The sequence below is a fragment of the Sphingomonas sp. genome (assembly GCF_019242355.1).
Lineage (GTDB): Bacteria > Pseudomonadota > Alphaproteobacteria > Sphingomonadales > Sphingomonadaceae > Sphingomicrobium.
This window is the reverse complement of sequence record NZ_JAFAVR010000039.1, coordinates 1-19699: the sequence shown is the minus strand read 5'-3', so window position 1 is coordinate 19699 and position 19699 is coordinate 1. Positions and strand designations below refer to the sequence as shown.

The following is a 19699-nucleotide window of genomic DNA, read 5'->3' as shown; positions in this document are numbered from 1 at the left end:
CTTTGCGTCGCGCCGAATATTTGCTATGATGCAAGTTATGTTTGGGGGCTCAACTCCGCAGGCGCTTGCGAACCGGTTCGTCGCCATCGCGCAGAACTGGGTTGCTGACGGACCGGCCGAGCGTGCCGAGCGCGGGCGTCGCAAATTGCTGTCCGCGATCGGGTCGGCAGAACCTGCGACACTCAATGCCGTTGCGGACCGTGTCGGCCGAGGCGCGCCCGCGGTCAGCCGTGCGGTCGAGGGCCTGGTGCGCTCAGGCCTCGTCGAACGAACCCACGATCCCGAGAACCGGCGCCGACTGGCGCTCCGGCTGACGACCGCCGGTCGCGAACAGCTCCAGGAGCGGGCGAACAGCGGCTCCGGTTTTGCCGGCAAGCTCGAGCGTCTCGCTCATAGCGAACTTCGAGCGATCGAGCGGGCGATCGAAATCCTCGAACGCAGCACCTGACGCCCACGCTTCCAAAATAGGGTTTCGATTGCCACGCTGACCTGATGGACATCGTCGCGAAGGTCACAACTGCCGCTGCAGATAGCGAGAGCGAGACCGGCGGACGGAATACGATCGGACGCGACCTTTGTGACCTTCGTCGCGATTCGGCAGGGACCGGACGCTGCGTTGCAACAACGGCCGCGAGCGACTACATGGCCCGCTCACTTTTCCGGAAAAATTGCAATGAACCTGCGTAACGTCGCGATCATCGCGCACGTCGACCACGGCAAGACGACCCTTGTCGACCAGCTCTTCCGCCAGTCGGGCACCTTCCGCGACAACCAGCGCGTCGAGGAGCGGGCGATGGACTCGAACGACCTCGAAAAGGAGCGCGGGATCACCATCCTCGCGAAGTGCACGTCGGTCGAGTGGCACGGCACGCATATCAACATCGTCGACACGCCCGGCCACGCCGACTTCGGCGCCGAGGTCGAGCGCATCCTGTCCATGGTCGACGGCGTCATCCTGCTGGTCGATGCCGCGGAAGGCCCGATGCCGCAGACCAAGTTCGTGACCGGCAAGGCGCTGTCGCTCGGCCTTCGCCCGATCGTCGTCGTCAACAAGATTGACCGTCCGGACGCCCGGCCCGCGGAAGTGCTCGACGAGGTGTTCGAGCTGTTCCTCAATCTCGACGCCAATGACGAGCAGCTCGACTTTCCGACACTCTACGCAAGCGGCCGCGCCGGCTATGCCGGGACCCGCGACGATGTCCGCGAGGGCGACCTGACGCCGCTGTTCCAGGCGATCGTCGACCATGTGCCCGCGCCGAAGCTCGACCCGGAAGGCGAGTTCAAGATGCTCGCGACGCTGCTCGACCGCGACAACTTCCTCGGCCGAATCCTGACCGGGCGCATCGAGAGCGGCACGCTCAATATCAACGACCCGATCCGGGCGATGGACGTCAACGGCAACGTGGTCGAGGACGGACGCGTGACCAAGCTGTTCGCGTTTCAGGGCCTGGAGCGCGTTCCGGTCGAGACCGCCAAGGCGGGCGACATCGTCGCCATCGCGGGGCTCGTGAAAGCGACTGTCTCCAACACCATCGGAACGCCCGCGATCACCGAGCCGCTGCACGCGCGCGAGATCGATCCGCCGACGCTGAGCATGACCTTCGCGGTCAACGACAGCCCATTCGCCGGCAAGGATGGCGACAAGGTCCAGAGCCGCGTCATCCGCGACCGCCTGCTCCGCGAAGCCGAGGGCAATGTCGCCATCCGCGTCACCGAGACTGCCGGCGGCGAGGCCTATGAAGTCGCCGGCCGCGGCGAGCTCCAGCTCGGCGTCCTCATCGAGACGCTTCGCCGCGAAGGCTTCGAGCTCGGCATCAGCCGGCCGCGCGTGCTGTTCCGCGATGGCCCCAACGGCCGCGAAGAGCCGTACGAGACCGTCGTCGTCGACGTCGACGACGAGTTCTCCGGCACCGTCATCGACAAGATGGCGATGCGCAAGGCGGAGATGACCGACATGCGCCCGTCGGGCGGCGGCAAGACGCGCCTGACCTTCTCGGCGCCGTCGCGCGGCCTGATCGGCTACCACGGCGAGTTCCTGTCCGACACGCGCGGCACCGGCATCATGAACCGGCTGTTCGAGAAGTACGGGCCGCACAAGGGTCCGATCTCCGGCCGCCAGAACGGCGTGCTCATCTCGATGGAACAGGGCCCGGCCGTTCCCTACGCGCTCAACGCGCTGGAAGATCGCGGCATCCTGTTCGTCTCGCCCGGCGAGATGCTCTACGAAGGCATGGTCATCGGCGAGAATGCAAAGCCGCAGGACCTCGAGGTCAATCCGCTGAAGTCGAAGCAGCTGACCAACTTCCGCGCGTCCGGCAAGGACGAGGGCATCCGCCTGACTCCGCCCAAGCGCATGAGCCTGGAGCAGGCGATCGCCTATATCCAGGACGACGAGCTGGTCGAAGTGACGCCCAAGGCGATCCGCATCCGCAAGCGCTTCCTCGACCCGCACGAGCGCAAGCGCGAGTCCCGCAAGGCCGAGGCGGCCTGACGCTCCGCCGCTTGGCAAAGCTCCCTTGGCCCGGCTAGTCAGTCGCAAGCGGGGAGAGGCTTATGCTCAGCAGGATGTTCGTGATTCTCATGGGTGTCGGCGTTGCTGCGTCGCCGGCACTTGCGCAGTCGACCGGCGATGTAACCTTGTTCAGCAAGGGGAACTTCCGCGGCGGCGGCATGGTCCTGTCGGGTCCGCGCGAGAAAATGGATCCGGTCCACGTGGAAAGCCTCCAGTTGCCCCCGGGCAGCGCCTGGGAATTGTGCAGCGGGCGCACCTTCACCGGCTGCAAGCAATTCTCGCAGTCGCGCAAGTCGATGGTGATGACGATCCGCTCGGCCCGCCCGGTCGAGGGCGCCATCCCGGAGAGCGCCAGCGCTTCGGTCGGGGCAGCCGGCGAGGGCGGCCTCAGGGGCTCGGGCGCATCGCTCCGCGGCCTTGCCAGCGAATTCTTCGTCATGCCGGACGAGGGCGGCAACCGGGTCGAGGTGAGTGGCACCGCGGGGGCCTTGTCGCAGCGCGCGACCGATTTCTGCCGCGCACATGGTTGGCGGCAATCCCCCTACCAGCGGGTGCAGTCGGTTGGCGGTCGCAGCTACCTCGCGGATGTGCTCTGCACGAATGCTGACCGCTAGTTGCGGCCGACGTCCGTCCGGGCCTGCGGTGAAAGATTGCTCCGGAATGGACTTTTCAGCGGCCTGTTAATGAATCGGGTTCATCCAGGTTGCATGACCTGGACGAGCGATATGGCACTGACTGCAATGGAAGCCGACGCAGCGGATGCGCGAGCCGTTGCGAGGTCGAGCCTGTACCTCGGCGCGGCGCTCTACTGCGATGGTCGGTCAACGCCGGCGCGGATCAGGAACCTCTCATCGGGCGGCGCGCTGGTGGAAGGCGCAGTCGTCCCGGAAGCGGGCTCGCTGGTTCAGCTGGTTCGCGGCACCTTGATCGTCCACGGGCTGGTGATCTGGTCGGCGGAGGGCCGATGCGGATTGAAATTCTCAGGCTGTGTCGATGTCCAGAAGTGGCGATCGTCTCCGACCAACGCCGAACAGCAACGGGTCGACGATGTCGTCAGGCTGGTGAAAGCCGGTGCCGTGCCCTTGCCGGTCGCGGAGCATGCCGAGTCTGCGCGAACCGACGCGGCTTCAACGAGAGGACAGGAGATGGCTGCCGACCTGTTGCGCGTCCGCGCGTTGCTCGATCGGCTCGCCGATGTCCTTGCCGAAGACGCTGAGGTTGTCACTCGACACGGCACTGCGCTCCAGAACCTGGACATCTCCATGCAGTTGATCGTCGCGCTGCAGTCCATCTGCCCCGGCGAACACTCGGACGGTGGCCACGACCCCAAGCTCGCGGGGCTGCGGAGAAGTGCCGACCAGGCGCTGAATCGCGTCTGATCGAGCACCTTTGCCGACCACCTGAGGCGGGCATCAGCCGCTCGCCATCTCCAGCACCATTGCCCATTCGTCCTCGCGCACGGGCGCGACCGAGAGCCGCGACTGGCGAATCAGCTCCATCTGCGCGAGCGCGGGCTCGGCCTTGATCTCGGCCAGCGTCACTGGCCGAGCGAGGGCGCGCGCCGGCTCAACCCGGACAGATACCCAGTTCGGGTCCTTTGCGTCGGGCTGCGCCTCGCGAGTGATGCGCATGATGCCGACCACCGCCTTGTCGGACATGCTGTGGTAGAGGAATGCCTCGTCGCCGACCTTCATCGCGCGCAGGTGGATTCGGGCCGTGGGATTGCGAACGCCGTCCCATTCCGTCCCGCCGTCGCGCACCAGGTTGGCCCAGCCATAGCTTTCGGGCTCCGATTTCATCAGCCAAAGTGCCATTGGACAGCTCTAGCGCCGCGGACGTGTCGGACAAGCGCCGTAAACCGCCGGAAAAGGGGCCGGTGAACCGAGTGACTCCGGCGGCGAATCGAAGAAATCCAAATTAGTTCCGACGCTTATCCCACGCACCCAACGACTCGTCGCCGCTTGCCTAGACTCCGGATCGCCCATCTCTATCTGGCAATCAGCGATTGAGAGCGAGTGAGCCAAAGGCCGGTAAACGGGCCGGCGGCTCCAGGGCAAGACGGAACCGCCGCTGCATCACGGGAGAGCGCCAAGGCGCTGTGCAGCGGCCGGTTTTCCGCCAACCAAGGGCAAGAAACTAGTGGTTAAGTTGCTTGGAGGCCGCGGCGCGTCCGCGGTCATGGGGATTTTCATGCTGGCGCTGGGCTGCTCGAGCCAGGCGACGGCACAGAGCATGTCGGCACTGAACGTTCCCGCTGTGGTTCGTGCCCTCGATGTCGATTCCACGGCCCAGCCGTTCGGCGCAACCCGGGTCGTCACCACCCAGACGACCAGTTCGAACGTCACGGCCATCCTGACGCCGCAGAGCAATGTTACGCTCGACAATGGCGCCGTCGTCCCGGCCCAGCCGGCGCGCAGCGTCACGGTCCAGTTGCCGCCGAGCATCGATCGGGAAGCCGCGTGGCTCTACAAGAGCGGCTGGCCGCTCTATGCGCTGGTCAACAAGTACAGCACGGGCGCCCCGCTCAACGACGAGGCGACCTGCGTCGCCACCGCGGTCTATTTCGAAGCGCGCGGGGAGTCGCTCGAAGGCCAGATGGCGGTTGCAGACGTGGTCATGAACCGCGCCTCCTCGGGCCGCTATCCGGCCAGCTGGTGCGCGGTGGTCAAGCAGCCGGCGCAGTTCTCGTTCGTTCGCAACGGCCAGTTCCCGACGATCGACACTGCTTCGGCCGCGTGGGCGACCGCGCAAGGCGTTGCCCGCCTCGCGATTGCCAAGGCGACGCCGGCCCTGCCGAGCGACGTCCTTTGGTATCACGCCAATTATGTCGCGCCGAACTGGCGGCACAATCTGCGCGAGGTCGAGCAGATCGGAGCGCACATCTTCTATCGCGCCTAAGGGCGGCTTTTCGAGATCAATAAGGCGTCCCGGCTCCGGCCGGGACGCCTTTTTCGTGGGCTCAGACTCGTTTCGGCCCGGTGCCGAGTCATCCTGCCGATAATTCGCCGGCTAGGGATTCGCATTGCCGCCGAAGGGGAGCAGCATCCAAGTTGCGGGTTTTCGGGGGAGAATCCCGAGAGCCAGGGGAGGCTTGCGACGTGCTCAGGATACTCATCGTCGAAGATGATTCGCAGCTTGCGGCGACGCTCAAATATCTGGTTGAGGACAATCCGCGCTATCGCGTGGTCGCCACGGCCGATGACGCGGAGGGCGCCATCGCCGCCGCCGAGGCGAACGATCCCGACCTCGTCCTCCTCGACCTTCACCTCGCGCACGGCAGCACCGGCTTTCCGGTGGCGGTGCGGCTCAACGAAATGGGCGTTCCCTGCCTGCTCGTCAGCGGCAAGGCGCCAAGCTTCCCGATGCCGGACGTCGCTCTCGGCTGCCTGGTGAAGCCCTTCACGGCGGACGAGGTGCATCGCTCCCTGGCCATGGCCGAGGATCTGCTGCGCGGGCGCGAGACCCTGCGCCCTAAACCGCCCCAAAATCTCACGATCTACGATGTCGAGCCGGCCCAGGATGTCCCCGAAATCGGCTTCATCCCCTCGCGGCGGTCACTGTGGACTCGGATCGACCATTGGCTCTCGGGCCATCCGGCGTCGCGGACCAGCCCGATCGCGCGCTGACCTCAAGGCGGGCGCCGTCCAGAAGGATTTGACGCGCTGCAATTGTAGCGCTACATCTGTAGCGAGACAATCAGGGGGAAGTTCCCATGCGCACTGTCCTACCCATGTTCGCGCTCGTGCTGGCAGCCTCGATCCCGGCGCTCGCCCGCGCTCAGCCCGTTTCGCTGCCGCCATTCGACGCGATCGAGCTGCATGGCGGCGGCGATGTCGAGATCGTCCCTGGACCCGTGCAGCGAGTCACAATCCTCAGCGGCAGCACGCAGTTCACAAGCTTCCGATTGCGGCCCAGCGCAAAGCTCGAGATCGACGCCTGCAACGCGCGGTGCCCGACAAACTATCCGCTCCGGATCCGCATCGAGAGCCCGCGCGTGCCCACCTTGGCGGTGCAAGCGGGCGGCACGATCGTGGTGCGGCCCGGCTTCGCCCCGCAAAACCAGGCTGTTGCCGCCGTGTCGGCAGGCGGAACGATCGACATGCGCGCCCTGCAGACAGAGGCGTCGGTTACCGCCGTCAATGCTGGCGGGGACATCTATGTCCGCACGCGGTCGAGCCTGACGGCCGCAATCAGCAGCGGTGGCAGGGTTCATTATGCCGGCCACCCCAACGTCGAGATGGCGGTGCACGACGGCGGCGACGTCGTCCGCGACGACTAGGCCAGTTCCGTAACCCGGGCGCGGCCGTCCCGGAACTCCAGGCCGACCGTCAGGAGTGCCCGGAACGCATTGTAGCCGCCCGTGCCGGGGTGAAAGGCGTGGAAGAACAATTGCGGCCTCCCATCTAGGCCGGGCGCCACCGAGGCATGGCCGGGCGCGACCCACTCGTACGTCGAGCGTAGAAGCGGCTCGCCCTGCTTGACGTAGGGGCCGAGCGGATGGTCGGCGACCGCGACCCCGATGCCATAGGCCGGACTCGCGAAATCGTTGCCGGCGTAGAAAAGCCAGTAGCGTCCGTCTGCGCAGGTCACGAACGGGCCCTCGATCAGATGGCCCTCCCAATCGAGGTCGTTGGTGAGAACGGTGCGCTCCTCGCCGACCAGAGAGCGTCCGTCGTCGGCGAGGCGTCGCGCCTTGATCGGCGTGGTCATCGCATCGACGATCGCTCCTGCGTCGCCCGAAGCCTCGAGTTGCGGCTTCACGCGGCGCCAGTTGGCGAGGACGGCCTCGATCAGCGGCTGCATCAGGAAGAAGCGCTCCATCGGCCGGCGCTGGTTGGCCCAGGACACGATCGCGGCGGCGAACCGGCCGGTGCGGCGATCGGCTTCGGTCGCGAACAGGCGGTCGACCAGCTGCGGCTCGCGGCGCAGCAGCATGGCCAGCGGCCGCGGCCAGATGCCGTTCGTGTCGTCCTTCCAGAACAGATAGCGGTCACCATTGCCGTCCACGAAAATGTGGGAGTCGATCACGCCGCCGCTCATTCGCGGCTTGGCCGGATCGAGGCCGAGGCCGGTCGTATCGATCGGCTTGCCGGTGATCAGCGGCGCGCCGTTGTCGATCCACGGCCCCTCCGGACTCGAGCTGCGGGCAAGCCCGATCGCGAGCGCGTTGGATTGCTGGCGGGCGGTGAAGCACAGCCAGTATTCATCGCCCGCGCGGGCCATCTCCGGCGCCCAGAAGTCCGCCACCGAGCGGCCCGTCGCCGCCCAGCCGGGCTGCTGTCCATCCGGAAAGACAAAGCCTGCATGCCGCCAATGCTGCAGGTCGTCGGAATGGAGAATGGGAAAGGCATCGGGCGCGTCGTTGGACGTCGCGACAAGATAATAGCCCGTGTCGGTCTTCAACACTGCCGGGTCGCCGTAGCCGGCCAGGATCTGCGGGTGGATGTTCTCGGTCAGCAGCGGCCGCCAGCGGAGGCTCGGGCGCGGGTGTTCGGCCGGCGCATCGAGCACATGTGGGATGCGGGTTCCAAAATCGCGGGCGAGTTCGCCGAAGAATGCGGCGTAGTTCTGCTGGCTGTTCCCGGGCAGCTCGTAGGCGCGGCGCTGCCCGTCCGGGCCAGCGACGGCGATGATCCGGCGCTCGCCGTCCTCCCTCGCGTCGACGGTAAAGGCGGACGGGAACGTCGTCATCGGCGGCGCGGATAAGCTCCGCCCGCGCCGGTTGGAACCCCTATCGACGGCGCCCGGCGCCGCTTATGGTCAAGGCGGGAGCAGCAACGCGCGGGTACCAATGGAGCCTGATCATGTTCTCGCCATCGATCAGGGCACGACATCGACCCGTGCGATCCTGTTCGACCGCGAGGGCCGCCCGGTCGCGGCTGCCCAGCGCGAGCTTCGCCAGCACTATCCGAAAGCAGGCTGGGTCGAGCATGACGCGGAGGACATCTGGAGCGACACCCTCGCGGTCGCTCGGGAGACGCTGGCGGCGAGCGGCCTCGCGATCCGTCGCGTCGCGGGCGTCGGCATCACCAACCAGCGCGAGACGGTGGTCGTCTGGGATAGGGCAACCGGCGAGCCGATCCATCGCGCGATCGTCTGGCAGGACCGAAGGACGGCCGGGGATTGCGGTCGGCTGAAGGCGGACGGCGCGGAAGCGCTGGTTCGGGAGCGGACGGGGCTCCTTCTCGATCCCTATTTCTCGGCGACCAAGATCGCGTGGATCCTGGATACTGTTCCGGGCGCAAGACAGCGCGCGGAGAGGGGCGAGCTTGCGTTCGGCACGATCGACAGCTTCCTCCTGTGGCGCTTCACCGGCGGCGCCGTCCACGCGACCGACGTCACGAATGCCAGCCGCACGTCGCTGTTCGACATCCGATCGGAATGCTGGGATTTGGAGCTGTGTCGGCTATTCCGCGTGCCCGACGCGATACTTCCCGACATCCACGGCAACAGCCGCATCTTCGGCACCACCGCGGCCGGCCTGCTCGAAGCGCCGCTGCCCATCGCGGGCATGGCGGGCGACCAGCAGGCCGCGCTGTTCGGCCAGGGCTGCTTCGAACCGGGCATGGTGAAGGCGACCTATGGCACCGGCGGCTTCATGCTGCTCAATATCGGCACGACGCCCGTGCAATCGCATCATCGTCTTCTCGCCACGCCTGCCTATCGTATTGCGGGCCGCACGACTTACGCCCTCGAGGGTTCGATCTTCGTTGCCGGGGCAGCGATCAAATGGCTGCGCGATGGGTTGGGCGTGATCGCGGACGCAGCCGAGACCGAAGCACTTGCCGCCGGCGTGCCGGACAGCCACGGCGTCACGATGGTCCCGGCGTTCGTGGGGCTCGGCGCCCCGCACTGGGACCCAGGCGCGCGCGGCGCCCTATTCGGCCTGACATTCGATTCGACTCCGGCGCACCTCGCTCGAGCCGCGCTCGAAGCCGCCGCCTTCCAGACCCTTGACCTGGTCGAGGCGATGCGCGCGGACGGGACGATCCGCTCCGGCCCGGTGCGGATCGACGGCGGCATGGTCGCCAACAGCTGGCTATGCCAGTTCCTTGCCGATATCCTCGAGGCGCCTGTCGAACGGCCGCCGATGCTGGAGACGACGGCTCTCGGTGCTGCCTTTCATGCGGGGCTCGCGACGGGGCTGTGGCCCGATCTTGCCGCCCTGGCTCGCCTGTCGAAGAGTAAAGACGTCTTCACACCGCGCATGGACCGCAAGGTTCGGGAGCGCATGGTGGCCGGATGGAAGGATGCGGTTGCCCGGACGACCGCGGAACATTTCGCTGCGCCTTAGCTCAGGCTCTCAATCGCGCGAGCACCATGTCGAACACGGCCGGGTAGATCGGTCGAACGAACTCCAGCCCGCCGTAGAACCCGTCGACCCAGCGCACCGTTGCCTCGAAGGCGTCGAGGCCGTCGAATTTTACCCACAGCCGCTCTTCGGGACGTGGCCGCTCGATGAATTCGACCCTGCAGCCGGTCGGCGTGATGTCGAACAGCCGGGCCGCATATTGCTGCCGCCCCGCGCGTCGCAGCGACAATTGGGCGGTGAGTTCGATCCGCTCATGATCGCGGGGGGTCTGCTTGGGCGCCGGTTCGGGCTCGGGATTGAAGCGGAGGCCCGCGACGCCTTCCTTGTACCAGCGCACGACCGCGGGTACCGCGCCTTTCGCGCCGAGGATTGAGACCTTGAGCGTCAGGCCGGGAATGAGCGCGAGGTCCGTCTGAACCTTGCAGCCGTCGTAGGACAGGTCGACGACGCTGATCGCGAACGTCGTGCCGTCGTCCAGGACCCCGAAGCCCTTCAGCTCGACCACGCGCCTCGGCTGGCGGTCGTTCGAAGAGGGCTCCGACTGCATTGCGCGCAGGCGATCGGTGGAAGGCCGAGCGTTCACCAGCGCCCCGTCGGCTGACGCGACGCCGTCGCCGGGGCCCCGTCGGACGCGCCGCAATCATCGTTCCACTTTGCCATGCGTCGAAGTCTAAACCTCCGTGGTCAATTTCCCGCTAACGCGCCTGGTTAACGGCAGGCTCGCTCAGCCGCCGCGGTCGTTGCGCGGCCTTTAGTCGCGAGGGCTTTCCCGAGCCTCAATCGTCGGACCGTAATGGAGCGGGTTGGAGGTGTTGCGCGTCGCCGACGGAATTGCCGGGCTGGCAGGCGTCACGCGCTTTGCATGGCTGGATGGATGCCCCGCGTGGATTCGAACCACGATTGACGGAGTCAGAGTCCGTAGTCTTACCATTAGACGACGGGGCAGCGCCGCTCGGGCGAGGGGCGCGAGATAGAAATAGGCCAGCGCACTGTCAACGCCGCCTCCTCCCCTGCAGCTTGCTCTTTGGCGGCAAACTATGGTTTAACGGGCTCAGGTCAGCCGCGCATTTCCCCGCGCGGTGAAGGAAAGAAGCGGGCGTTCAATGGCGCAGGATGTCGCCAGTGCGCCGGTCCTGCGACAGGCGAATGCCGGGCAGGGCGGGCCGTCGAATCCGGAGGCTCCGCCCCGGCGCGAGTCCGGACGGCATACCTATGGCGCGATCGACCTCGGGACCAACAATTGCCGCCTGCTGATTGCTCGGCCGATCGACGGCACGTTCACTGTCATCGACGCCTTCTCGCGGGTCGTGCGCCTCGGCGAGGGCCTGACGCGGAGCGGCGCCTTGTCCGACGCGGCGATGGACCGCGCGGTCGATGCCCTGTCGATCTGCGCTGACAAGCTGCGCCGCCGCAATGTCTCGCTATCGCGGTCTGTAGCCACCGAGGCGTGCCGCCGCGCGAAGAATGGCTCCGCATTTGCCGAGCGCGTTCGGGACGAAACCGGCATCGTCCTCGACATCATCGCACCGCAGGAGGAGGCCCGGCTGGCCGTGCTCGGCTGCCACAAGCTGCTTGAGCCCGGCGACGGCCCGGCTTTGATCTTCGACATCGGCGGCGGCTCGACCGAGCTCGTGCTCGTCGACCAGCAGGAGGGAACACCTCGCATTCGCAGCTGGTGGAGCGCGCCTTGGGGCGTCGTCTCGCTGACCGAAAGCGAGGGCCGCGAAGCGCTCGAAGGGCCCGACCGGGTGCTCGCCTATGAGCGCATGCGGGAGCGAGCCCGCCGCGCTTTCTCGCGATTCGCCGCGATGCTGCCCGAGATCGAGGACGGGATCCGCCTGCTTGGGACGAGCGGCACGGTGACCACCCTGGCGAGCGTGCACCTGGCGCTGCCCTCCTACGACCGGCGCGTGGTCGACGGGCTTCACGTGCCGATCGAATCGATGCGGCGGATCAGCAGCATGATCGCGGCGATGGACCATGCGCAGCGCGCCGCCTTGCCATGCATCGGCAACGAGCGCGCCGACCTCGTCGTCGCCGGGTGCGCAATCCTCGAGGCGATCATCGAGATCTGGCCGGCGCGAAATCTGGGAGTCGCCGACCGCGGCATCCGCGAAGGCATTCTCCGCTCGCTCATGGCCCGCGACGGCCACCAGCTGTGAGGCGCCTGAAGACGGCCAAGGGCCGCAAGGTTTCCTCGACGCGCTGGCTGGAGCGGCAGCTCAACGACCCTTACGTCAAGCGAGCCAAGGCCGAGAATTATCGCAGCCGCGCAGCCTACAAGCTGCTGGAGCTCGATGAGAAGTTCGGGCTGCTCCGCGGCGTCACGGCGGTTGTGGACCTCGGCATCGCGCCCGGCGGCTGGAGCCAGGTGGTCCGGCGAAAGTCGCCGCGGGCGTCCGTCGTCGGCATCGACCTCCTTCCGACCGACCCGATCGACGGCGTCGCGATCCTGCAGATGGATTTCATGGACCCCGACGCGCCGGCCCGGCTCAAGGACGCGCTTGGCGGCCCCGCCGACCTCGTCCTGTCGGACATGGCGGCGAACACCGTCGGTCATCCGCAGACCGACCACCTGCGCACGATGGGTCTCGTCGAGGCGGGCCTCGAGTTCGCGACCGAGGTGCTTAAACCGGGCGGCGCTTATGTCGCCAAGGTGCTCGCCGGCGGCACCGACAACGCGCTTCTCGCGGAGCTCAAGCGGCACTTCGCCGCGGTCAAGCATGCCAAGCCGCCGGCAAGCCGCAAGGAGTCGAGCGAGTGGTACGTGATCGCCCAGGGCTTCAAGGGCGGCGCGACCGAGAATCCCGGCGAAGCGGCTAGAAAAGGCGCCTAAGCGCCGCACTTTGCTGTCGAAATAGCGCTCCTAATCCCGTAGCAAACAGCAATCGGTCTTCCTGTTCGCGCAGGCGAGGGCGGGGGATCAGCGACACGTGCAGCCGCTTGGAGTGACCGAGATTCATTCGTTCCCGCATTTTCTGGCTGCGCTAGTCGTGCTTGCGTCTGGCACCACTGCTGCTGCGGGTGCCTCGGAGGTTTCCGCCGCGGTGCCGCCGCTGCAGACCAGCGCTGTGCCTGATATGGCCGAGACGGGCGGCCAGACCTACGACCTCAGTCTCGACGACGCCGTCGCCCTCGCCCAGCAGCGCAGCTTCCGCACCGCGCGCGCAAGCCGCTCGCTCAATCAGAACGAACTTCGCGTCCAGAATGCGAAGGCTCAATATCTTCCGTCGCTGAGCAGCAACGTCGGGGTCAGCCAGCAGGCCCTCGATCTCGCCTGGAAGGGCAACACCTACGCCTACACGGCGCCCAGTGCGTTCGGCGGTAATGCCACCGCCAACGTTTCGATGCCGATCGATGTCGGCGGCGTCATCCACCGCCAGGTGGTCCAGGCGGACATCTGGCGCGAGATCACGGCCCAGGACCTTTCCAATACCCAGCTGGATGTCACGCTCGACGTCGAAACCAGCTATCTCAACGCCCTGCGCGCGCAGAACAATGCCGATGCGGACGAGCGGGTCGCCAAGGAGATCGAGGACCTGCTGGCCCGGGCTGGCCCGGCCTCGGGCCTCGGCAACTTCCTTCAGGTCGAGCTCGCCAATGCCCGGCAGACGGCCCAGACCAGTCGCGAAAATGCCGACAATGCGCAGGACGGCCTGAAGCAAATCCTTCGCGTCCCGCCGGAGGCGCGCCTGCGGCTGACCAGCGACCTTCGCGGCCGCAAGCAGCCGGTCGATCGCGACGGCCTGCTCGAGCGGGCGCTCAGCCGGCGCCCCGACATCCAGTCGGCGCTGCTTCGCGTAAAGCAGGCGCAGACCTCGCTCGAGCAGGCGTCCGATTCGCGCAAGCCCACGATCCGGGTCGGAGTGTTCGCAAGCCAGCAACTGGCCGGCGCGGCGGTTTATGACGGCCATTTCGACCGGCTTCGCCAGGAGGGGGGACTGGTCAACATCAACGTGCCGTTCGTGCAGTGGGACGATGGCCAGCTGCGCCGCAACAAGGAAGTCGCGCGGATCCAGCGGGACCAGGCCGACGCCGACGTGGAAGAGCTTCGCGAGCGGGTCGCCTATGACGTTCGCCAGCAGGTGCTCGCGGTCAGCCGCGCCGAGAACCGGATCCGCAACCTGCCCGACCCGAGCCAGGCGCTCCAGGCGCTGCAGCGCGCCGAGCAACTCCTGCTCGCCGCGCCGCCCGAAACCGCCCAGGGGCTCGTCGCTCAGGTCTCGAACGCTCGCCAGGCATGGCGCTCGGCCGAAACCGCGACCGCCGACGCCTATATCGACTATAACAATGCGGTGTTTCGGCTGAAGCGCCTGGTCGGGGACCAAGACCCACCCGCAGCCGAGCCGTCGACCGCGGCGATCCCCGTGCAGACGGTCGGCCCCTCGTTCGGCCAGTAGACGAGCGGGTTCAGCCCTTCGCGCGGGCGGCGGCGATGGCGCTCTTGAGCGTGTCGTAGCTGACGGCGCTGTTCATCACCCGATTGCCAATGACGAACAACGGCGTGCCCGTCGCGCCGAGCTGTCCCGCGAGCTGGAAATTGCGCTTGAGCTCGGCCTCAACCGCGGGATCGGCGGTCGGCTCCGGCGCGAGGCCGGCGGCCTTGGCGGCGACTGCGATGGTTTCCGGCGCTGGCCGACCCGTCGCCCACAAGGTGTCGTGGAAGGCCGCGAACCGTCCTGCCCTGGACGCTTCTAGCGACAGCCGCGCCGCGGTGACGCTGTTCGGACCGAGGATGGGCAACTCCCGGAACACCACGCGCAGGCCCTTGTCCTCCTGCACGAGGCGGTCGACCGCGGGATTGCTCGCCTTGCAATAGGGACACGCGTAATCGAAGAACTCGACCAGCGTGACGTCGGGCGCCGACGAACCCTTCCACGAGCTTGCGAACGGCGTTTCGATCGCCGTCTTGTTGGCGGCGATGACCGGCGCATACTGCGAATCGCGGAGAGCATCCGCGGTGTCGGCGAGAATCTGCGGATCGGACATCATGCCCTGCCGGACAATCTTTCCGCTGAGATAGTGAGGCAGCGCGAACAGGATCAGGGCCGCCATCAGAGCGGCTCCGATCAGGCCGCCGATGACGCCCGCCCAAAAGGTCCCGCGGCTTCCCGCCGCAGCTGTATCCGTCACTTGTCTCCCCCGTCCTTCTTTTTCACATGTTGCCTGGCTGCCATGGAGATGTCCTGCGCGCGGAGCCAGTCCGGAGTTCCGGAGGGAATGCCCTTCATGGCAAGATTGGCACTCGCGAGGGCGAGCTTCGGATCATTCTCGAGGCTGCTGCGCTCGGCGGTCGCAAGCGCGGCACGGCCTTCATCGCCCTCATTCTCGTAGATGATCCCGAGCTGATACCAGGCGAACGGATTGTCATCGTCGCGAACCACGGCGTCCTTGAGCACGCGCTTGGCCTCGGCGAAATTCTTCGTGTCCTCGGTCGCGACCAGGGCGTGACCCAGCATCGACGCGATTAGCGGCGCGTTGCCGGACCGCTGCGTCGCCTCGCGGAGAGGTGCGATCGCATCGGCGGGTTTGCCGGTTTCGAGCAGGATTTGCCCCTTGAGTTCGAGGAAGAAGGGGTCGTTGGGACTGGTCTTCAAAAGCGCGTCCGCTTCCGCCAGCGCTTTGTCGGCATAGCCGCCCACGTGATAGGCGTAAGCGCGCGCATAATGGGCCGGAACGCTGAGGTCGGTTTCCGGATATTTCGACACCGCATGCTTGGGGTCGACGAAGCCGATCAGCTTCGCCTTCACCCGCTGGAACCGGGCGTCGAGCGCCGGGTCGGGCGGCTTGCTCCAGGCCGGGTCCTTCTTCAGCAATTGCTCGAGGGCCTGGATACGGTCCGCCGACAGCGGGTGCGTGCTCGCATAATCGTCGGTCTCGTAGTTGCCGAGCCGATATTCCTCGTTCTGCAGCTTGGCGAAGAAGTCGAGCAAGCCCTTGCCGCTGATGTGCGACTTCGACAGGTAGGTCGCGGCCGCCTGGTCTGCGCTGGCCTCCTGCGTTCGCGAGAAAGCGAGGAGGTGGCCCATCGCAACCTGCTGTCCGGCCATCATCAGGCCCATGCCGGCTTCGCCCGCCCCGGCGGCCATCGCCAGGGCGCCGAGGATCAGCGTCGCGACGCTGATCTTGGTCGCCTGGCCTTCGCCCTCGTGGAAACGGACCGAGTGGCCACCGGCGATGTGGCCAAGCTCATGAGCGATGACGCCCTGCAGCTGGTTGACGTTGTCGGCGGCGATCAGAAGCCCGGACTGGACGTAGACCGTCTGTCCGGTGGCAACGAAGGAGTTGATCTCCGGGTCGTTGAGAAGGACGATGTTGACGTTGTTCGGATCGAGCCCCGCCGCCTGCACGAGCGGGCGCGAGATGTCCTTGAACAGAAGCTCCGTCTCGGTGTCCCGAAGGGCGGCCATCTGGGCATCGTCGTCGTCCTGCGCCATCGCCGGCTGCCACGCCGCCATTGCAACGAGCAAGGCGGCCATGAACAGCCGGAGAAAGCGGGACAGCGCCGACTTCATCGCGCCCGGCTTAGCATTTCAGGGGCTGAACGGCCGATGAAAACGGCTTCGGGCGAGTTCAGGTGTCCGGGACGGTTTAGCCGAACGTGCGCTGCCACCAGCCGCCGCGCCGCGGCTCTCCCGAATCGTCAGCCTCGGCCGAATCGCTGTTGGCCGGCGGTGGCGGTGCAGCGGGCTCAGCCTCGGTCGAAGCGGCCGGCGTTTCGGTAGCGGGCGCTTCGGCCGCGGCGGCCTTGCCGCGGCGCCTGCGAGCGGGCTTGACGGGTGCTGGAGCGTCTTCGGCAGGTGCGACCTGGTCGACCGTCTCGGCCGGCGGAGCCTCGGCGGGCGCGGGCTCCGGAACCGCCAGGTCAGCCTGCGTCTCGGTGCCGGCTTCCATCTCTGCCGCGCCTTCCTTGCGGCGGCGGCGGCGTTTGGGCTGCGGCTGCTCTGCAGGCTCAGTTTCCGCGATCGGCGGCTCCTCGCTCGTCGGACGCTCGACCAGCGGCGAGCTATCCGTGTCGATCGCGGCCTCGCCGGGCGCAGCTTCGGCTTCGGCGACCTCGTCAACCGCAGGCTCGATACGCTCGCCCGGTTCGCCCTCGCGGCGGCGGCCACGACCGCCACGGCGACGGCGGCGGCGCTTGCGACCGTGCCGGTCTCCTTCGCCTTCCTCCCCGCGCTGGCGGGCAGCCCCGGCCTCGGGAGCCTCCGCGTCGTCTTCGCCGTCGTCCAAGGAGTCCTCGATCTCGTCGACCTCGGGCTCGTCGAACGCCTCCTCGGTCGGTGCGATCGGCTCCGGGCGCGGGCGCGCGACCGGGCGCGAGCCCGAGCTTTCGACCGTCATGCGCGCGCCCTCGAGCGTTTCGTCGATGACGACGTCGATGAACACGCCATAATGCTGCTCGATGTCGGCGAGCTCGGAACGCTTCTTGTTGAGCACATAGACCGCCGCCTCGCGGCCGGCGCGGAGGCGCACGCACTCGCCGCGGCCGCGGGCCGCCTCGTCCTCGATCATGCGCAGCGCGGCGAGGCCGGCGGACGCGGCGGTCCGCATCAGCCCGGTGCCCTCGCAATGCGGACAAGGCTTGGTCGACGCCTCGAGAACGCCGGTGCGAAGCCGCTGCCGGCTCATTTCCATCAGGCCGAAGCTCGAGATACGGCCAACCTGGATGCGGGCGCGGTCGTTCTTCAGCGCCTCCTTCATCGCCTTTTCGACCTTCCGGACATGGCTGTTCTGTTCCATGTCGATGAAGTCGATGACGACGAGGCCAGCCATGTCGCGAAGGCGCAACTGGCGGGCGATCTCGGCGGTCGCCTCGATGTTGGTGGCGAAGGCGGTCTGCTCGATATTGTGCTCGCGCGTCGAGCGGCCCGAGTTGATGTCGATCGAGACCAGCGCCTCGGTGGGGTTGATGACGAGGTAGCCGCCGGACTTCAGCTGCACCGTCGGCTGGTACATCGCCGACAACTGGTCCTCGACACCCGAGCGCTGGAACAGCGGCGTGCTCTCGCTGTGCAGCTTCACGCGCTTAACGTGGCTCGGCATCAGCAGCTTCATGAAGCCGCGGGCCGACTTGTAGCCCTCGTCGCCCTCGACCAAGACTTCGTCGATGTCGCGGTGATACAGGTCGCGGATCGCGCGCTTGATCAGGTCGCTGTCGCGATAGATCAGCGCCGGGGCCTGGCTGCCGAGGGTCCGCTCGCGGATCTCGTCCCACAGCCGCGCGAGATAGTCGAAGTCACGCTTGATCTCGGTCTTGGTGCGCGACAGCCCGGCAGTGCGGACGATCAGGCCCATGCTGGTCGGAAGCTTGAGGTCCGACATCACCTGCTTCAGCCGCTTGCGATCGGCGCCGTTCGAAATCTTGCGGGAAATGCCACCGCCGTGGCTGGTGTTGGGCATCAGCACGCAGTAGCGGCCGGCGAGCGACAGATAGGTGGTCAGCGCCGCGCCCTTGTTGCCGCGCTCTTCCTTGACGACCTGGACCAGCAGCACCTGTCGGCGCTGGATGACGTCCTGTATCTTGTAGCGGCGGCGAAGCGCCTGGCGACGCTGGCGGAGCTCGTCGGCTGCGGATTCGTCAACCGGCGAGCGGTTCGATTCCGTGCCGGTCGCGGCGACGGGATGATCTTCGTCATCATGGTCGTGGTCGTCGATAGAGTGATCGTCGGCCGCGTGGTCATCCTCGTCTCCGTCGTGACCATCGTCGGCCGAGCCCTCTACTGACTCTTCCTCTTCATCATCGTCATACTGGGCGGAGCGGAGCCGCTCTTCCTCGGCGGCATGCTCGGCTTCTTCGCGGAGCAGCGCTTCGCGGTCGGCCTTGGGAATCTGGTAATAGTCGGGATGGATCTCGCTGAAGGCGAGGAAGCCGTGCCTATTTCCGCCATAGTCGATGAACGCCGCCTGCAACGACGGCTCGACCCTGGTGACCTTGGCTAGATAGATATTGCCTTTGAGCTGCTTGTGCTCGGCGGACTCGAAATCAAACTCTTCGATCCGGTTTCCCTTGACGACGGCTACCCGGGTCTCCTCCGGGTGGCGCGCGTCGATCAGCATGCGCATGGACATTGAATGTTCTCCGGGCGCGCCGAAGCGCCGGGTCATGCCGGCGGCGCGCGGTAATTGTAGCCGCGCCCGACGGCTGGAAGCCGATGGCGCTGGCGGATGTCAGTGAAAGTGCCTCTGCCGCAATCGCCATCCCGCGTTCCCGCGCGGAAAAATCGCCCGTGGCTTCGTTCTGAAGCGCAGCCGGGGCGTTCTGTGGCATCGTGCGAGCGTCAACCTCGTGGGGGCCGCTGTCCTTCGCACCGACAGTCGGCAAGTGTGCCGGCGGGAAGCCGACCGCAGGGGGTTAGCACCCCCCGGTTCGACCCGCAACCGGCAGAGGGGGAATGTGCCACCCAGGATCATAATTTTCCATTAACCATATCCACGTGATAAACCTGCACGCAGGGAGGGGCGGACGCCGGGTGGTGGTGCCAAGGATCAGCAGGACAGTGGCCGCAGGCGCGGCGGTTGCAGGAGCGATTACCGTCGCTGCGCTGCTCTTGCTTGGCGGCGCTCGCGGCGGCGCGACGCCCGCTGACGACGATCGCGCTGCAACCATCGGCGAAGCGCGCGCCGGCGCATTGACCGTCCCTCTACCTGGGGCCGTGAGCGACCGGATTTACGCGGCGCCAACCGCGGCCGGTCGGCCGATCGTGGTGATCGATGCCGGCCATGGCGGGTCCGATCCCGGAGCGACCAGCGTCTCCGGACAGATTCACGAGAAGGACCTGACGCTTGCGCTCGCCCGCGAGCTTCGCGATGCGCTGGTCGAACGCGGCCGGGTCCGGGTCGCGATGACCCGGGACGACGACCGTTACCTGACACTC

18 protein-coding genes and 1 tRNA gene are annotated in these 19699 nt (G+C 66.9%); 12 read left to right on the top strand and 7 right to left on the bottom strand.

What is annotated here, in order from left to right; genetic code table 11:
• Window positions 1-37: 37 nt before the first annotated feature.
• From JOZ79_RS01695 to JOZ79_RS01680, 4 genes are all read left to right on the top strand, one after another.
• Window positions 38-448, top strand: a complete 411-nt coding sequence (locus JOZ79_RS01695; protein WP_294069717.1) for a MarR family transcriptional regulator — start codon at window positions 38-40, stop codon at window positions 446-448.
• Window positions 449-673: 225 nt separating this feature from the next.
• Window positions 674-2491: a translational GTPase TypA gene (gene typA / locus JOZ79_RS01690; protein WP_294069715.1), complete on the top strand. Its 1818-nt coding sequence runs from the start codon at window positions 674-676 to the stop codon at window positions 2489-2491.
• Between the two features lie 74 nt (window positions 2492-2565).
• The gene (locus JOZ79_RS01685; protein ID WP_294069712.1) at window positions 2566-3126 is read left to right on the top strand and encodes a hypothetical protein; all 561 of its coding nucleotides are present in this window, start codon (window positions 2566-2568) and stop codon (window positions 3124-3126) included.
• A 111-nt stretch (window positions 3127-3237) separates the two neighbouring features.
• Window positions 3238-3891, top strand: a complete 654-nt coding sequence (locus JOZ79_RS01680) for a hypothetical protein (protein WP_294069709.1) — start codon at window positions 3238-3240, stop codon at window positions 3889-3891.
• Between the two features lie 33 nt (window positions 3892-3924).
• On the opposite strand, the gene JOZ79_RS01675 is transcribed toward JOZ79_RS01680, so the two are convergent.
• Window positions 3925-4326: an EVE domain-containing protein gene (locus tag JOZ79_RS01675; RefSeq protein ID WP_294069706.1), complete on the bottom strand. Its 402-nt coding sequence runs from the start codon at window positions 4324-4326 to the stop codon at window positions 3925-3927.
• Window positions 4327-4702: 376 nt separating this feature from the next.
• On the opposite strand from JOZ79_RS01675, the gene JOZ79_RS01670 reads away from it, so the two are divergent.
• The 3 genes from JOZ79_RS01670 (at window position 4703) to JOZ79_RS01660 (ending at window position 6791) form a co-directional block, all read left to right on the top strand.
• On the top strand, window positions 4703-5410 hold the full coding sequence (locus tag JOZ79_RS01670) for a cell wall hydrolase (protein WP_294069703.1): 708 nt from the start codon (window positions 4703-4705) through the stop codon (window positions 5408-5410).
• A 200-nt stretch (window positions 5411-5610) separates the two neighbouring features.
• On the top strand, window positions 5611-6138 hold the full coding sequence (locus JOZ79_RS01665; protein ID WP_294069700.1) for a response regulator: 528 nt from the start codon (window positions 5611-5613) through the stop codon (window positions 6136-6138).
• A gap of 86 nt (window positions 6139-6224) precedes the next feature.
• Entirely contained in the window at window positions 6225-6791 is a 567-nt protein-coding gene (locus JOZ79_RS01660; protein WP_294069697.1) for a DUF2807 domain-containing protein, read from the top strand.
• On the opposite strand, the gene JOZ79_RS01655 is transcribed toward JOZ79_RS01660, so the two are convergent.
• Window positions 6788-8203: a glycoside hydrolase family 43 protein gene (locus JOZ79_RS01655; protein ID WP_294069694.1), complete on the bottom strand. Its 1416-nt coding sequence runs from the start codon at window positions 8201-8203 to the stop codon at window positions 6788-6790. The two genes, JOZ79_RS01660 and JOZ79_RS01655, sit on opposite strands and share 4 nt — an antisense overlap.
• Window positions 8204-8303: 100 nt before the next feature.
• Here JOZ79_RS01655 and glpK point away from each other — a divergent pair, with 100 nt between their 5' ends.
• Complete coding sequence (glpK, locus tag JOZ79_RS01650) at window positions 8304-9806, top strand: glycerol kinase GlpK (RefSeq protein WP_294069691.1); 1503 nt, start codon at window positions 8304-8306, stop codon at window positions 9804-9806.
• 1 nt (window position 9807) lies between these two features.
• Here glpK and JOZ79_RS01645 read toward each other — a convergent pair whose 3' ends face one another.
• Together JOZ79_RS01645 and JOZ79_RS01640 are read right to left on the bottom strand one after the other, a co-directional pair.
• A complete protein-coding gene (locus JOZ79_RS01645) occupies window positions 9808-10407 on the bottom strand; it encodes a PilZ domain-containing protein (protein WP_294069688.1) in 600 nt (199 codons plus the stop codon).
• A gap of 288 nt (window positions 10408-10695) precedes the next feature.
• Window positions 10696-10769: transfer RNA gene (locus JOZ79_RS01640), tRNA-Gln, on the bottom strand.
• A 158-nt stretch (window positions 10770-10927) separates the two neighbouring features.
• On the opposite strand from JOZ79_RS01640, the gene JOZ79_RS01635 reads away from it, so the two are divergent.
• The 3 genes from JOZ79_RS01635 (at window position 10928) to JOZ79_RS01625 (ending at window position 14224) form a co-directional block, all read left to right on the top strand.
• Window positions 10928-11986 carry a Ppx/GppA phosphatase family protein gene (locus JOZ79_RS01635; protein ID WP_294069685.1) on the top strand — a complete coding sequence of 353 codons (1059 nt, stop codon included), beginning with the start codon at window positions 10928-10930 and terminating at the stop codon, window positions 11984-11986.
• Complete coding sequence (locus JOZ79_RS01630; RefSeq protein ID WP_294069681.1) at window positions 11983-12660, top strand: RlmE family RNA methyltransferase; 678 nt, start codon at window positions 11983-11985, stop codon at window positions 12658-12660. Before JOZ79_RS01635 ends, JOZ79_RS01630 begins: the two co-directional genes overlap by 4 nt.
• 112 nt (window positions 12661-12772) lie before the next feature.
• On the top strand, window positions 12773-14224 hold the full coding sequence (locus JOZ79_RS01625) for a TolC family protein (protein ID WP_294069678.1): 1452 nt from the start codon (window positions 12773-12775) through the stop codon (window positions 14222-14224).
• A gap of 10 nt (window positions 14225-14234) precedes the next feature.
• Here JOZ79_RS01625 and JOZ79_RS01620 read toward each other — a convergent pair whose 3' ends face one another.
• From JOZ79_RS01620 to JOZ79_RS01610, 3 genes are all read right to left on the bottom strand, one after another.
• A complete protein-coding gene (locus tag JOZ79_RS01620; protein WP_294069675.1) occupies window positions 14235-14957 on the bottom strand; it encodes a DsbA family protein in 723 nt (240 codons plus the stop codon).
• On the bottom strand, window positions 14954-16339 hold the full coding sequence (locus JOZ79_RS01615; protein ID WP_294069672.1) for a M48 family metalloprotease: 1386 nt from the start codon (window positions 16337-16339) through the stop codon (window positions 14954-14956). The genes JOZ79_RS01620 and JOZ79_RS01615 overlap by 4 nt, the downstream gene beginning before the upstream one ends.
• A gap of 76 nt (window positions 16340-16415) precedes the next feature.
• Window positions 16416-18881: an Rne/Rng family ribonuclease gene (locus JOZ79_RS01610; protein ID WP_294069746.1), complete on the bottom strand. Its 2466-nt coding sequence runs from the start codon at window positions 18879-18881 to the stop codon at window positions 16416-16418.
• A 440-nt stretch (window positions 18882-19321) separates the two neighbouring features.
• On the opposite strand from JOZ79_RS01610, the gene JOZ79_RS01605 reads away from it, so the two are divergent.
• Window positions 19322-19699, top strand: a 378-nt coding sequence (locus tag JOZ79_RS01605) for an N-acetylmuramoyl-L-alanine amidase (RefSeq protein WP_294069670.1), incomplete at its 3' end; no start/stop codon positions are given.

Bases quoted from the DNA above. Each gene is read 5' to 3' on its own strand.
- JOZ79_RS01695 (WP_294069717.1), top strand. From the start codon at position 38: ATGTTTGGGGGCTCAACTCCGCAGGCGCTTGCGAACCGGTTCGTCGCC.
- typA (WP_294069715.1), top strand. From the start codon at position 674: ATGAACCTGCGTAACGTCGCGATCATCGCGCACGTCGACCACGGCAAG.
- JOZ79_RS01685 (WP_294069712.1), top strand. From the start codon at position 2,566: ATGTTCGTGATTCTCATGGGTGTCGGCGTTGCTGCGTCGCCGGCACTT.
- JOZ79_RS01680 (WP_294069709.1), top strand. From the start codon at position 3,238: ATGGCACTGACTGCAATGGAAGCCGACGCAGCGGATGCGCGAGCCGTT.
- JOZ79_RS01675 (WP_294069706.1), bottom strand. From the start codon at position 4,326: ATGGCACTTTGGCTGATGAAATCGGAGCCCGAAAGCTATGGCTGGGCC.
- JOZ79_RS01670 (WP_294069703.1), top strand. From the start codon at position 4,703: ATGCTGGCGCTGGGCTGCTCGAGCCAGGCGACGGCACAGAGCATGTCG.
- JOZ79_RS01660 (WP_294069697.1), top strand. From the start codon at position 6,225: ATGCGCACTGTCCTACCCATGTTCGCGCTCGTGCTGGCAGCCTCGATC.
- JOZ79_RS01655 (WP_294069694.1), bottom strand. From the start codon at position 8,203: ATGACGACGTTCCCGTCCGCCTTTACCGTCGACGCGAGGGAGGACGGC.
- glpK (WP_294069691.1), top strand. From the start codon at position 8,304: ATGGAGCCTGATCATGTTCTCGCCATCGATCAGGGCACGACATCGACC.
- JOZ79_RS01635 (WP_294069685.1), top strand. From the start codon at position 10,928: ATGGCGCAGGATGTCGCCAGTGCGCCGGTCCTGCGACAGGCGAATGCC.
- JOZ79_RS01615 (WP_294069672.1), bottom strand. From the start codon at position 16,339: ATGAAGTCGGCGCTGTCCCGCTTTCTCCGGCTGTTCATGGCCGCCTTG.
- JOZ79_RS01610 (WP_294069746.1), bottom strand. From the start codon at position 18,881: ATGCTGATCGACGCGCGCCACCCGGAGGAGACCCGGGTAGCCGTCGTC.